Below are 13,791 nucleotides of genomic sequence, written 5' to 3' on the forward strand. Positions count from 1 at the left end.
ATTGCGAGCGAAGCGAAGCAATCTCGTTAACCTCGCAGCCAGATTTTACGAGATCGCCGCGGCGCTAACGCGCCTCGCGATGACGTTTCAAAGTCTGCGCAGACAAGCTGCGCAGGAGATCTTTCGAAATGAGCCGAGCCTTTGTAAAAGAACCGGACGGCGAGCAGGCCGAGCACGATCTGCCCGAGCGTCCGCAAAGTGACCTGCCGAACTACATCACCCCGGCGGGCCTGGCGATGCTGCGCGAGAAATGGTCGGCATTACAGGCGGAACAGCAACAACTGAAGCAGGAGGCCGAGGCACTGGCCAGCCGCAACCGGCAGAAGATGCTGGAGCAGGAACTCAACTACCTGGACCAGCGCATCGCGGCGGCCATCGTTATCAAGCCCGCCGAACAGCCGCACGATGCCATCCGCTTCGGCGCGACCGTCGAGCTGCTGGACGAAAACGACAAAACCTGGACGTTTACACTGGTCGGTGAGGACGAGGCCGATCCGGCCGACAACCGCATCAGCTGGGCGTCACCGCTGGCAAAGGCACTGATGGGCAAACAGGTTGATGATGTCGTTGTCTGGGAACGGCCAGCCGGGCAGCTGGAGCTGGAAATCACGGATTTCCACTACGCCGGGTAGACCATTCGCCACCGTTGTCACGGATTCAAATCCGTTCCCCCACCCGAACTATTCGCGCTCATTGGCAGGTAATTGCCGAACCAGAAAATCGGTACCGGCACTGACAGCGTCACCATCAAACAGAAACATGGTGATGTGGCCACGGCTGTGATCGATAAACAGTTCGGCATCGATGTCTGCCGACTGTAATGCGCTGTACATGTCCCTGGCATGATCGACCGGCACGAGTTGATCCCAGCTGCCATGGTAGAGGAACATCGGCGGATCATCCGGACTGACGTGTACAACCGGTGACGCCTGCGCATAAACACTGAATATCTCTTCGCGTACTCCGCCGAGGAATTGGCGTACCAGCTTGCCGCTGTCGAACTTGCGCAGATCCGACGGTAATCCACCGGCAACGACAGCACCCAGGCGCGTTTCCGCGCCGCCGTGCGGTTGGTCGAGTTCATCGCCCTCACTGACAGTTGCCAGCAGGGTCACAAGGTGCGCGCCAGCGGAGTATCCGAAGCCGCCGATACGCTCGCTATCTATGCGGTAAGCCCCGGCATTGTCATGAATCCAGTGCATGGCCTGCTGCAGGTCGTGCAGCTGTGCCGGGAATCGATACTCCGGCGCGAAGCGGTAGCTGATGTTGACGACGACAAAACCATGCCGGGCCAGTCGCCTGGCAATGTCGTTCATATCGCTGCGTGTGCGACCCTCGCGCCAGCCACCGCCATGCACCAGCATAATAGCGGGGAACGGACCTGCGCCCCGTGGCACGTAGACGTCAGCCCCGAGCGTTTCCGGCCAGTCAGCCGGGGAATAAGTTTGTTCCGTAAACACGGCATAATCATGGTCAGCCACCGGCAGTGTCTGGCCATCGGATCGACCCTGATGGGACACGCAGGCACTGCACAACAGCAGCACAGCAAGCAGGACGGTAAAACGAACATTCATGGGGAACCGGTATCCGTGACAAACAGAGGACACGCCTATTTACGCATGCACGGCAAATCCGGATTCACGACAGACTGCGACGCAGTAATCGGGGCGCTGGTGGGTGCGCCGATTCCGAATCAATCATTGATTCCGGGCTTGGCCCTAGGCTCATGTCAGGACCGATATCAGGGGTGGCCGCCATCCATGGCAACCATAACATTGCATCCGCGACGACACCGGCACAAGACGCTTTCCCGTTTACCCCATCGCGTGCAAACACTGCGACTTCCCCCTGAAACGAGTCGGGTCTGGCTACCGGACGCGGATGCAACGACTTGAAAAGATTCAAGCTTTATGAAGATAGCAGGCAGGCTAACGGAAACACTTCCACTCAGCGCTACAAACGGGGCGGAAGACACACTGAACCGGGTGCGCCGTCAGTCGATTGCCGGGCATGGCCGTTGGCGCAGGTCCGACGGCGTCATACCGTAGCGTCGCCGGAAGGCCCGGTAGAACCAGGACAGGTTATTGAAACCACAGCCAAATACAATACTGCTGACGGTCTGGTACGCGTAGCGCCTGTCACTGAGCAGGCGATGGGCGCGCGCCAGGCGTTGTTCCAGCACATAATCGGTAAACGTAGTGCCCGCAAAATCGAACAGCGCGCGGACGTAGGACGGCGAAATCGCATGCCGCGCCGCAACCTGATCCAGCGACAGGTCAGCCTGCATTGCATTGGCGGCAATATCCGCCTTGATGGCCCGCAGGCGGGCCGCGCGCAGGCCGCGACCGCAGGCCAGTGCCTGCATGTCAGGTTTGCCACCGAGCGCCAGCTGCGCCAGATCGTGCAGGTGCGTGGCCGCCGACATCGCCTCGTCCGGCGTCAATGAGACACCCTGCTGCACCAGTCGAACGGCATAAGCAGCAAGGTGACGGAATGCTTCCGAGGCCCCCACCTTGTTGCCAGCCACGCGATCCAGGTCGGTAATCAACGGCGCCAGGGTGGCACGCGGAAAAGCGATGGACAGCAAATTGCGTGTATAGTCGGCAGACTCGATATGACCCGTGTAGTCGCGCAGGATGAAGGTACCCTCCCCGGGTCGGCAGAACACATCATCGTGTCCTTTGAGGCCCGATCCCCATACCCCACTGTCGGCGGCATTGATCAGGAATACCAGATCATCGTTACCGTCTGCGACCTGGGGTTTGCCGCGCTGCGCCCGTAACGGCGTGCAGTTGATGCGACCGATGGAAACGCCAGGCAACAGCTGGATATCGGTCAAGACATGAACCGGCGCATCGCTCTTCAACGAAACGTCGATGTTCGCGATCGCCGCATAGGTATCGCGCAGTGCTTCAACGCGATCCGGCAAGGCATAATCATCTGTGGAAAATTTCAGGAATGCCATCGGTATCGGAGCTTCAGATCATGGCCACGCATTGCATAAAACTCGATTGCCATGACGAAGTTGTGTATGCGTTTTGCCTGAACGTGCCGGCAATCATACACCAGCGAGCCGGATCGGTTCACCGTCAACCGCCCTGTTGCCGGTAGTCGATCCAGTACCAGGCGATAATCAGCGCCAGCAGGCTGGCGGCAATGGCAAAGCGGAAACTCCACACAGGCGCGACGGCCTCCCACAGGTAACCGCTGGCGAGACTGCCCAGCGCCACGCCGGCACCGAAACTGAGGCTGCTGTACAGGGCCTGGCCACGACCCTGCAGGCGGCCGGTGAAATAGCGATGAATGTACTGAATGGTGACCGCGTGGTAGATGCCGAAGGTCGCCGCGTGCAGCAGCTGGGCAATAACGATCACCGCCAGCGAATCGACGAATTCACCGATCAGGGTCCAGCGCAGCACCGCCAGCGCCAGACTCGCCAGCAGCAGCCAGCGCAGACCAAAACGCAGCAACAGGCGATGCAGCACCATGAACACGAACACTTCCGCGACAACCCCCAGTGCCCAGAGCTGACCGATCAGGTCGAGGCCGTAGCCGGCCCGCTGCAGGTACAGCGAAAAGAACGTGTAATACGGGCCATGGCTGGCCTGCATCAGCAGGCAGACGCCGATCAGGGCGATCACCTCGGGCCGCCTGATCACCTGGCGGAAACGGTTGTCGCCTTCTGTTTGCGGCGCGGCCTCACTGGGCGGCAACTGCAAAGTCACCAGCCAGTTGAATGCCAGCATGACGAGAATGATCCAGGGAATCAGCCCCAGTGCACTGTCGCGCAGCAGCCAGCCGCAAATACCGACCGCCGCGATGAAACCGATCGAGCCCCACAGGCGGATGCCGGGATAGGCATGCTCGCGATCACGCAGGTGATTGAGCGTCATCGCCTCCACCTGCGGCAGCGCGGCGTTGGAACAGAAGCCGTAAACCAGCAGGACCAGCGCCAGACCCAGGTAGCTCTGCGTGAACAGGACGCCGGCAAAACTGATGCAGGCCAGTAATGAACCCAGGCGGATGATGCGCATGCGCTGACCGGTATGGTCGGCCAACCAACCCCACACGTTGGGCGCCACCATCTTGGTACCGACCAGCAGTGCCGTCAGCGTGCCGATGGCACCGGCGCCGAAGCCGATATCCTCCAGATACAACGACCAGTACGGCAGAAACACGCCGAGCGTGGCGAAGTAAAAGAAATAGAAACCGGACAGCCGCCAGTAGGGGATTAACTCAGACATCAGGGATGAAATCCAGATTACCGTGGCGCGCAGCTGTTCGTGCCTGTTCCGGCTGTATCTCGTTGTTCGTCACTCGTTGCTCGTACTTCGAAGTGAGCACGAGTTTCAGCCGGGATACGAAATACGCTTCACGAGTTACGTTTACCGGGTATGATCGGCGTCTGCGACTGGACATCACCGCACTGGGCACGATGACGCAGGCAATGATCCATCAACACCAGTGCCAGCATGGCCTCGGCGATCGGTGTTGCGCGAATGCCGACGCAGGGATCATGGCGTCCCTTGGTGCGCACTTCGGCTGGTTTGCCGTCGATGTCCACGGTCTTGCCGGACAGATGAATACTCGAAGTCGCCTTCAGCGCCAGGCTGACAACCACTTCCTGGCCACTGGAGATACCACCGAGCACGCCGCCGGCATTATTGCTGAGGAAGCCCTCGGGCATCATCTCGTCGCGGTGCTCGGTACCCTTCTGCTCGATGCTGGCGAAACCGGCACCGATCTCGACGCCCTTGACCGCGTTGATACTCATCATCGCCTTGGCAATATCGGCATCAAGCCGGTCGAATACCGGCTCGCCCCAGCCCGGCGGCACACCCTCGGCGACGACATTGATGCGCGCACCGATCGAATCGCCGGACTTGCGCAGTGCGTTCATGTAATCCTCAAGTTCGGCCACCTTGTCCGGATCGGGACAGAAAAAATCGTTCTGCGAGACCGCGCTCCAGTCCTTCAGACTGACCGCAATGGGTCCGAGCTGTGCCAGGTAACCGCGAATAACGATAGCGTGTTTTTCGCGCAGGTATTTCTTGGCGATACCGGCCGCGGCAACGCGCATGGCCGTCTCGCGGGCTGACGCACGGCCACCGCCGCGATAATCACGGATGCCGTACTTCTGCTGGTAAGTGTAATCGGCGTGGCCGGGCCGGAACAGATCCTTGATATCGGAATAGTCCTTGGACTTCTGATCGGTGTTCTCAATCAACAGGCCGATCGGTGTGCCCGTCGTCACGCCTTCCAGTGTCCCGGAAAGAATGCGCACGACATCGTCCTCGCGGCGCTGGGTAACGTGACGCGACTGGCCGGGCTTGCGCCGGTCCAGATCGCCCTGCAGGTCCGCTTCGGTCAACGCCAGACCGGGCGGACAGCCGTCAATGACGCAGCCGTAAGCCGCACCATGGCTTTCGCCAAAAGTGGTGATCGTGAACAAGTTTCCCAGTGTATTACCTGACATGGGCGGGTATTCTACCAGCTAATTCGTGCACGCTGCTGCCCCGCAGCGCTAAAATTGCCTTGGGCGTGAAACCCACCGTTCACGGTGCGTTGCCAATAGTCAGGAGGTGCGAGTCAAGTGCCGAAATCCAGCTCCATGGGTTTGCCCGGCGGGTTGTGGCTGGCCGTCAGTCTGCTGTGTTTCGCCAGTGCCGTTGCCGGCAACGGCAATACCCCGGCTGATCCAACGCTCACGCTAGAGCGCCTTGACGGCCGGCACGAATCGCTGGCCGACACCATCGGCCAGGGCGACTGGGTTATCGTCCATGTCTGGAGCCCGGACTGCAGCCTGTGCGTCCGCGAAATGCTGGACGTAATCCGTTTTCACCGCCACCACCCCGGCATCCCGCTAATCGCATTGACCATCGATTTTCCCAGCTTCGGTTACGGCCGCCGCGAGTCGGTGCAGGACTATCTGCAACGCCAGCCACTGGATTTTCCGCTCTATCTGACCGACCAGGCCGGGGTCGAAGAACTGCTCGGCAGGCGGCTGGTCGCGATCCCGCTGATCGCGATATTCACGCCGGCCGGCGAACTCGTGGCCAGCTGGCCGGGGCCGATCGACGCCGGCGAGATCACGACGTTCATCGATCAGTATGACGCCGACACCATGCAGGACGAGCTGACCGAGGGGTTTTGAAACCACTTCGCTATGCACAGCAAGACGCCCCGACAGCCCAGCGCGACTGAACTCGAACCGGTGGCCGGCAACGGCCTGCTCGACCGCCGGCTGCTGCTGAAATACGGTCTCGGTTTTGGCGCCAGCGGCGCGCTGGCTACCCTGCTGCCCGCGGCGGCCGCGCCGCCGGCACGCGCCCCGTGGATGAACGAACCCGGCGACGCATTCAGCAACTACGGCCGGCCTTCTGACCACGAGGACGGCGTCATCCGCTGGATCAGCGACAACGCTGACGTCGCCGGCAACGGTGTTTCCTGGACGCCGTTGCATAGTCTCGAGGGTACGATCGTGCCCAATGGCCTGCACTTCGAGCGTCACCACAACGGCATACCGGCCATCGACCCGGCCGCGCACCGGCTGCTGGTTCATGGTCTCGTCGACAGGGAACTCGTCTTCGATCTCGACAGGCTGCTGCGTTATCCCATGCAGTCGCGCATCTGCTTCATCGAGTGCGGCGGCAACTCCAACGCCGCCTGGAACCGGACACCGCCGCAGGCGGCGGTCGGCTATTTCAACGGCCTGGTTTCGAATGCCGAGTGGACCGGTATCCCGCTGCGGGTGCTGCTGGATGAGGCCGGCATAAAAGGCGAAGCGGCCTGGCTGATCGCCGAAGGCGCCGACGCATTCGCCATGCAGAACAGCATTCCCCTGCAGCCGGCGCTGGCGGAAGGCCTGCTGGCGCTGTACCAGAACGGCGAGCGCCTGCGGCCGGAAAACGGTTACCCGATGCGGCTGGTCATCCCGGGCCTCGAAGGCGTGCGTAACGTCAAGTGGGTACGCCGGCTGATGCTGGCGGCAGAACCCGTCATGGCACGCAACGAAACCGCACGCTATACCGACCTGCTGCCGTCGGGCAAGGCACGGCAATTCGCCATGGTCATGAACGCCCGCGCCCTGCTGACGTTTCCGGCCAGCGGCCATGAACTGCCCGGCCCCGGTTATTACCAGATCAAGGGGCTGGCCTGGAGCGGCCGCGGCCGCATCAGCCGGGTGGAAGTCTCGGCCGACGACGGTGCCAGCTGGGCCGACGCCGCGCTGGATGAACCCGTGCTGGCCAAGGCCTTCACCCGCTTTCGTCTGCCCTGGCGCTGGGACGGCCAGCGTGTGCGGCTGAAGGCGCGCGCCACCGACGACAGCGGTTACCGGCAGCCGCAACGCACCGAGCTGATCGTCGAACGCGGTCACCATGCGTTCTATCACTTCAACGGCATACTCACTTTCGAGATCAACCCGGATGGCACGATTCGACACGTCTATGACGCGGCTGATGATGATGGCGCTGGTGACGGCGCTGACATCGACGCCGGCTGGTTCTGAAGAACCCGCACCGGCACTGGGCGAGCCGGCGCCGGCGGAACTCGTCCAGCGCTGGGACCTGAGCGTGTTCGCCGACGGCCGCGGCCTGCCGGCCGGCAGCGGCGACGCGGCAAGCGGTAAAAAAATTTATGAACGGCACTGTATCGCCTGCCACGCGGCTGGCGGCGCCGGCGCTAGCGGCGACCGCCTTGGCCGTGCCGAGATGGGCCTGACGGATGAATATCCGCAGAAAACGATCGCCAATTTCTGGCCCTACGCGACGACCCTGTTCGACTTCATCCGCCGCAGCAAGCCCTTCAACAACCCTGGCTCACTCAGCAATGACGAGGTTTATGCATTAACGGCTTATTTATTATCGTTGGATGGCGTGATTCCGGAAGACACAGTCATGGGCCGCGAGACCTTACTCGAAGTCATCATGCCCAACGCCGATGGGTTTATTGACGTATGGCAAGGAGACACCATGAATTCAGAACCACGATAAATTAAAAGATGGAATTGGCCCTCAAGGGTTAACTATCGTTAGCTCATTAAAAGAATAAACATATATTTTTTTATTATTTTTTAATCTAAAAAAACCGAGCTAGTCTGCTCATCCCGTATTCCCTTGAGGCAAACAGAATGGGCTGGGAAGGCTGGTTTTCGATGTCGCTCGGTGTGGTCGCCCTGTTGCTTATGAGCGTGGCGCGCTACGAGCCCCACTGGGTCATGATGAGCGTCCTGATCGTACTCAGCGCCAGTGGCATTATTGGTGCGGAGACGGCACTCGCCGGATTCAGCAATGCCGGGCTGATTACGGTTGCCGCCTTGTTTATTGTTGCCGCAGGTATCAACCACTCTGGTGGTATCGATCTGTTGACTCAGCATGTACTCGGCAAGCCGCGCACAGTCATCGGTGCACAGGGACGCATCATTTTTCCGGTTGCTCTGCTCAGTGGCTTTCTCAACAATACGCCTGTCGTAGCCACAATGATTCCGGCCCTGCACGCCTGGTCACGCAAGATCCGCATACCCACCTCGAAGCTGATGATCCCGTTGAGCTATGCCGCGATCCTGGGCGGCACGTTGACCCTTATCGGCACCAGCACCAACCTTATCGTCAACGGTCAGTATCGATCATTGACCGGTGAAGCCGGTTTCTCGATCTTCTCCATCACCAAGGTAGGCCTGCCGGTCGCGATCGTCGGACTGATCTTTATCCTGCTTTACCTCCCGCGCGTGCTGCCGGTGCGCAAGGACGAACAGAAATTCGGCTCAGCACGCGAGTTCACGGTCGAAGTCACCGTCGATCCGAATGGGCCGCTTGTGGGCAGGACGGTCGACGAGGCCGGTCTGCGCGATCTGGATCAGCTGTACCTGGTCGAAATCGAGCGCGACAACAATGTCGTCACGGCTGTACCGTCTGAAGAGCATCTGCGCGGCAACGACCGACTGGTCTTCGCCGGCGATACCCAGGCGATCTCGGATCTGTTGCGCATCAATGGCCTGATGCCCTCGACCCATGACGAGGAACCGAGCCTGGACAAGGAGCGTGCAGAGCGCCGCCTGGTCGAGGCCGCATTGTCACCACATTCGGAAGTACTTGGCCTGACCGTTCGCGACGCACGCTTCCGCGAAAGATATGGCGCGGTGGTCCTAGCTATCGCCCGTGGCGGCGAACGTATACCGGGTAACCTGGGCAGCATACGGCTGAAACCTGGCGACGTCCTGCTGCTTGAGGCGCGGCCGGCATTCGTCAGCCGCCAGCGCTCCGAGCGCGACTTTCTGCTCATCAATGATCTGGATACCGAGACACCGCGCCACCATCGCGCCTACCTGTCGTGGGGCATTCTGTTTCTCCTGGTCGGTGCTGCGGCATTCAATGTCGTCAGCATGCTGAATGCCGCCCTCTTGGGTGCGGCTGCCATGGTGCTGAGCGGCTGCTGCTCGATCTCACAGGCCCAGAAAGGTGTCGACGTGCCGGTTATCCTGACCATCGCCGCTTCCTTCGCACTCGGCGGCGCACTAGAAACAACCGGCGCGGCCCGCTATATCGGCGAAAGCATCATTGCCGCTGGCGGCGGCACGCCCCTGCTGGTATTGATACTGGTCTATATCACTGTATCGGCCCTGACGGAGGTCATTACCAACAACGCGGCGGCCGTGGTGATGCTGCCCATCGTCCTGTCCATGGCTGCGGCCGCCGGCGTCGCCGCCGAGCCGCTGGTACTGGCCGTGATGATGGCCGCATCGGCAAGCTTCGCTACTCCGCTCGGCTACCAGACCAACATGATGGTCTATGGGCCGGGTGGCTATCGCTTCGCTGATTACCTCAGGGCGGGAATACCGATGAACATCATCATCGGCATCACCAGTATCACGGTCATTGCGTTGCTTTACGACATCGGCTGACAAAAAAGCCCGCCTTACGGCGGGCTGGCTACAGTGATCCCCGATCGCGCCGCGCTGGTTAGCCTACCGGAATCTTCTCCGACCAGGTCTGGTCCTTGGTGTCGGTGGCGGTGATCTCGAACTCGCCCTTGCCATCCGGAATGAAGAAGAAGCGGAAGGTCGGGTCGAGACTGATGGCGAAGGTCAGATCGGCACTCAACACTTTCTCACCGCCGTAGTTGACCTCGACCCGCTTGACGAAGTGCGCCGGCGGCCGCGAACGAGTCCTCTGATCGATGGCCATGCCCGTGATGTTGGGGTGGCGTACCTGCAACTGTGCCAGGTTCGGTTCGCCGGGCTTGAACTCACCGATGGTCTTCACGGCAATTTCACCCATGTGCTGCTTCGACTGTTCGGCGGCTTCACCGGGCGGTGCCGAGCAGCCACCGAGTGAACGCACGAAATTTTCCGCCATGTAGAGTTCGCCGTCGTTGGTTTCGGCGATCACGCGGACATAGGAAAAGTCATCCACCCGCACGCGCATGGCCAGGTCCGCCTTGCCACTATTTTCGGTCAGGTCGAAACGTCCCACCAGCGGCAACGGGTTCTTGTCGATGAACACATGCAGCTGGCTGACGTAGCGATCCGAATCCTCGTTCAGTTTCGAATGAATGCTTACCGGTACGAGGGTCGGATCGTCGGCCCGGAACGGGGTCTTGATATCGATGACGTCGTTCGCCGCGCCCTCGTTGATCGTGCGATCCCCGAAGTTCTGCGGCTTGAGCTGTTCCTCCCATATCTTGCGCGATGCCTCCTTGCGCGCATCCGGTTCGGCCAGCGCCGGCTGGCTAGCCAGTCCGGCCAGCAGCAGGACACCCAACAGGGCTGTCCACAGGGGCTGGCGGTATACCGATTGTCGTAAAGCGACTGTATTCATGGTCTCTCTCCTCTTGCCCTCAGCCGTTTCGATGCGGTTCGGGTGCTGCTGTTACAGCATTATTTATAGTATATATCCCTGAGACAGTGTCAGCGGGTTCTGGTTCTGGCCCGGTTACAAGGCTCAGCCCAGGTCACGGGCCTCAATAATGCATACGCCATCACCGCCCATCTCGCAATCCAGCCACAGCATCGGCAAAGCCGGCCTGGCGGCTTCCAGCGCCGCCTGCGAATTGCCGACTTCCAGCACCAGCAACCCGTCCGCGGTCAGGTGGTCGCGCGCCTCGTTCAGCAGGCGTTCGACCACGGCCAGGCCGTCGTCACCGGCGGCCAGGGCCGCCGCCGGCTCGTGTGCGTATTCCGGCGGCAGATCGGCCATGTCCTGGGCGTCGACATACGGCGGGTTGGCGATGATCAGATCATAGCGGCAATCGTCTAGGGCACTGAACAGGTCCGATTCGATCGCCGCCACCCGGGCGCCCAGGCCGTGCGCGTCGATATTGCGTTGCGCAATCGCCAGTGCCGCGCGGTCATTGTCGATGGCGTCGACCCGTGCCTGCGGCAACGCGTAGGCACAGGCAATGGCAATACAGCCGCTGCCGGTACCGATATCGAGTACCCGGCCGATCCGATCCGCTTCCAGCCAGGGACTGAACTCAGCCTCGATCAGCTCGGCCACCGGCGATCGCGGGATCAGGACATGTTCGTCCACGTAGAATGGCAGGCCGCAGAACCAGGCGCGGTTGACCAGGTATGCCGTGGGCACCCGCTTTTCAATACGCTGGCGCGCCAGTTCGCGGATGCGCGCCAGCTGGGCATTGTCGAGCGCTTCATCGAGCGCCGATTCGGGACAGTCGAACGGCAAATCCAGCGCCGCGAAGACCAGGTACACCGCCTCGTCATGGGCATTGTCGGTGCCATGACCGTAATAAAGGTCCGCAGCGGCGAAACGCCGGGCGATCTCATGAACGCAAGCGCGAATACTGATGGCCATGTTCTGCTCTAGGGGCCGGGTGGCACGTAGCCGGGGATCGCGGCCAGGTCGACGTCATCGATCTGCTCCGGTGCCAGATGCGCGTCCGCATATTGCATATAGACGCCATTCCACATGAAGGCATCGAACAGATCCGGGTCGATATGCCGATCGAGTTTCATCTGACCGAGTATTTGCAGCGCCTGCGACAATGGCATGGCCTTTTTATAGGGTCGATCGCTGGCGGTCAGTGCTTCAAAGACATCGGCAATCGCCAGCATGCGTGCCGGCACCGACATCTGTTCACGCGTCAGACCGTTGGGATAGCCGCTGCCGTCCATCTTTTCATGATGGCCGCCGGCGTATTCCGGTACGCGGCGCAGGTGTTTCGGGTACGGCAGCGACTCCAGCATCTTGATCGTCACCGCCACGTGATTGTTGATGATCTCGCGCTCGCGTACGGTCAGGGTGCCGCGGCCAATCTGCAGGTTCTGAACCTCGTCATCATTCAGCAGGGGCGCCTGCTCACCGTCAACGTTGCGCCAGGCACGACCGGCAATACACTCGATATGCGCCTTGTCGCTCTCGCTCATGGACTCGGTACCGTAATTGCTGCGGCAGATGAAATCACGCTCGCGGCGTAGCGCATTCAGTTCATCGCGATAGCCCGGATCTGTCGGCAGATCCGGCGCCTCCAGGCCGGCTGCCGACAACTGGCGCCGGAGCGCATTGATCTCGGCATCGCGTTCCAGCACGGCAAAACGGGTATTGACCAGCTCGATGCGATCGAAAATGGTCTCCAGCTTGGTGGCCTTGTCGATGACAAACTCCGGGGTGGTGATCTTGCCGCAGTCATGCAGCCAGGCAGCCACCTCGAGTTCATACTTTTCCTGGTCGGTCATGCTGAAATCGGCCAGCGGCCCGCTGCGGGTACGGCAGGCGGCGTCGGCCAGCATGTTCGCCAGCTCGGGCACGCGCCGACAATGGCCGGCGGTATAGGGTGACTTCTCGTCGATGGCACTGGCAATCAGCTGGATCAAGGAATCGAACAGCTGGCGCTGTGCCTCTATCAGCGAGCGATTGGTGATCGACACCGCCGCCTGCGACGCCAGCGCTTCCACGAGCTGCTGTTCCAGTGCCGAAAATGACCTTATCTTTCCGGTATCATCGTCGATCGCGTTGATAAGCTGCAGCACGCCGATAACCTCGTTTTCATGATTGGTCATCGGCACGGTAAGAAAGGACTGCGAACGATAGCCGGTCAGGCGATCAAATTCCCGCGTGCCGGAAAAATCGAACTGCTCGTTGGTATAGGCGTCGTCGATATTTACGGTCTCGCCGCTGAGCGCCGCCCAGGCTGCCACGGCGTTGCGGTTCGGCTGGCCGTCGGCGTCATACAGGACCAGCGGCGGCAAATCGATGGCTTCACCGCTGGTGCCGCCCCTGAAGATACCGAGCGAGGCGGTAAGCATGATCTCGAACCTGAGCGTTTCGTCCTCGCTGCGCGAATACAACGTGCCACCATCGGCGCCGGTCATTTCGCGCGCCCGCGTCAGGATCATCTCCAGCAGCCGGTCATGATCGCGTTCCACCGACAGGGCGATACCGATATTGCTGAGCTCGGCCAGCAACTGGGAAAAATTCTGTTGTTTCATACTCATGGATGAACTTGATTCTGCCCGGTCGAAAAAATCGCAGCCGCTGAATATCTGGGGATCGTGCTGCGTTGCAGTAATACCGGCCTGCCGATTCTTGATTTTCCTGCTCTGATGTCCCTTGTCCCCGAAGCACATCCTACCGTTTTTTGCCTCCATTATTAATGTTTAAGGGTCATGACTAGTTAAGGGTCACTGAGATGGTTCTAACCTATTGTCATGACTGGAAAAAACCCGTATTCGGTCCGTGCACGAATTTCTGCACGCCAGTTTCGCTACCTGGTGCGGCTGTTTGCCCTGGACCTCGATGCGACGCAGATCGCGGCGTTGACGGGTTTGAATCGTAA

General features: G+C 60.5%; 12 protein-coding genes. 5 read left to right on the forward strand and 7 right to left on the reverse strand.

Features of this window, described 5'->3' with window-relative positions; genetic code table 11:
• Positions 1-128 precede the first annotated feature (128 nt).
• Positions 129-632: a GreA/GreB family elongation factor gene (locus J2T55_RS12755; protein ID WP_259057688.1), complete on the forward strand. Its 504-nt coding sequence runs from the start codon at positions 129-131 to the stop codon at positions 630-632.
• Positions 633-680: 48 nt separating this feature from the next.
• Here J2T55_RS12755 and J2T55_RS12760 read toward each other — a convergent pair whose 3' ends face one another.
• The 4 genes from J2T55_RS12760 to aroC all read right to left on the reverse strand — a co-directional run bounded on the left by J2T55_RS12760 (position 681) and on the right by aroC (position 5,476).
• Entirely contained in the window at positions 681-1,574 is an 894-nt protein-coding gene (locus J2T55_RS12760) for an alpha/beta hydrolase (protein WP_259057689.1), read from the reverse strand.
• Between the two features lie 419 nt (positions 1,575-1,993).
• Complete coding sequence (locus J2T55_RS12765) at positions 1,994-2,965, reverse strand: helix-turn-helix transcriptional regulator (RefSeq protein ID WP_259057690.1); 972 nt, start codon at positions 2,963-2,965, stop codon at positions 1,994-1,996.
• A 124-nt stretch (positions 2,966-3,089) separates the two neighbouring features.
• Positions 3,090-4,244 carry an MFS transporter gene (locus J2T55_RS12770; RefSeq protein ID WP_259057692.1) on the reverse strand — a complete coding sequence of 385 codons (1,155 nt, stop codon included), beginning with the start codon at positions 4,242-4,244 and terminating at the stop codon, positions 3,090-3,092.
• Between the two features lie 128 nt (positions 4,245-4,372).
• Entirely contained in the window at positions 4,373-5,476 is a 1,104-nt protein-coding gene (gene aroC, locus J2T55_RS12775) for a chorismate synthase (RefSeq protein ID WP_259057694.1), read from the reverse strand.
• Positions 5,477-5,593: 117 nt separating this feature from the next.
• On the opposite strand from aroC, the gene J2T55_RS12780 reads away from it, so the two are divergent.
• From J2T55_RS12780 to J2T55_RS12795, 4 genes are all read left to right on the forward strand, one after another.
• Positions 5,594-6,154 (forward strand): TlpA family protein disulfide reductase, encoded by a 561-nt coding sequence (locus J2T55_RS12780; RefSeq protein WP_259057696.1) that lies wholly within the window; start codon positions 5,594-5,596, stop codon positions 6,152-6,154.
• A gap of 12 nt (positions 6,155-6,166) precedes the next feature.
• Complete coding sequence (gene soxC, locus J2T55_RS12785) at positions 6,167-7,510, forward strand: sulfite dehydrogenase (RefSeq protein ID WP_259057718.1); 1,344 nt, start codon at positions 6,167-6,169, stop codon at positions 7,508-7,510.
• A complete protein-coding gene (locus J2T55_RS12790) occupies positions 7,449-7,994 on the forward strand; it encodes a c-type cytochrome (RefSeq protein ID WP_259057720.1) in 546 nt (181 codons plus the stop codon). The genes soxC and J2T55_RS12790 overlap by 62 nt, the downstream gene beginning before the upstream one ends.
• A 137-nt stretch (positions 7,995-8,131) precedes the next feature.
• Positions 8,132-9,901 (forward strand): SLC13 family permease, encoded by a 1,770-nt coding sequence (locus J2T55_RS12795; RefSeq protein WP_259057722.1) that lies wholly within the window; start codon positions 8,132-8,134, stop codon positions 9,899-9,901.
• Positions 9,902-9,959: 58 nt separating this feature from the next.
• Here J2T55_RS12795 and J2T55_RS12800 read toward each other — a convergent pair whose 3' ends face one another.
• From J2T55_RS12800 to J2T55_RS12810, 3 genes are all read right to left on the reverse strand, one after another.
• Complete coding sequence (locus tag J2T55_RS12800) at positions 9,960-10,817, reverse strand: quinoprotein dehydrogenase-associated SoxYZ-like carrier (RefSeq protein WP_259057723.1); 858 nt, start codon at positions 10,815-10,817, stop codon at positions 9,960-9,962.
• A 123-nt stretch (positions 10,818-10,940) separates the two neighbouring features.
• Positions 10,941-11,810 (reverse strand): 50S ribosomal protein L3 N(5)-glutamine methyltransferase, encoded by an 870-nt coding sequence (gene prmB / locus J2T55_RS12805; RefSeq protein ID WP_259057725.1) that lies wholly within the window; start codon positions 11,808-11,810, stop codon positions 10,941-10,943.
• Positions 11,811-11,818: 8 nt separating this feature from the next.
• A complete protein-coding gene (locus J2T55_RS12810; RefSeq protein WP_259057727.1) occupies positions 11,819-13,450 on the reverse strand; it encodes an HD family phosphohydrolase in 1,632 nt (543 codons plus the stop codon).
• Positions 13,451-13,791: the final 341 nt, after the last annotated feature.

Source organism: Methylohalomonas lacus, assembly GCF_024808875.1.
GTDB classification, from domain to species: Bacteria; Pseudomonadota; Gammaproteobacteria; order Methylohalomonadales; family Methylohalomonadaceae; genus Methylohalomonas; species Methylohalomonas lacus.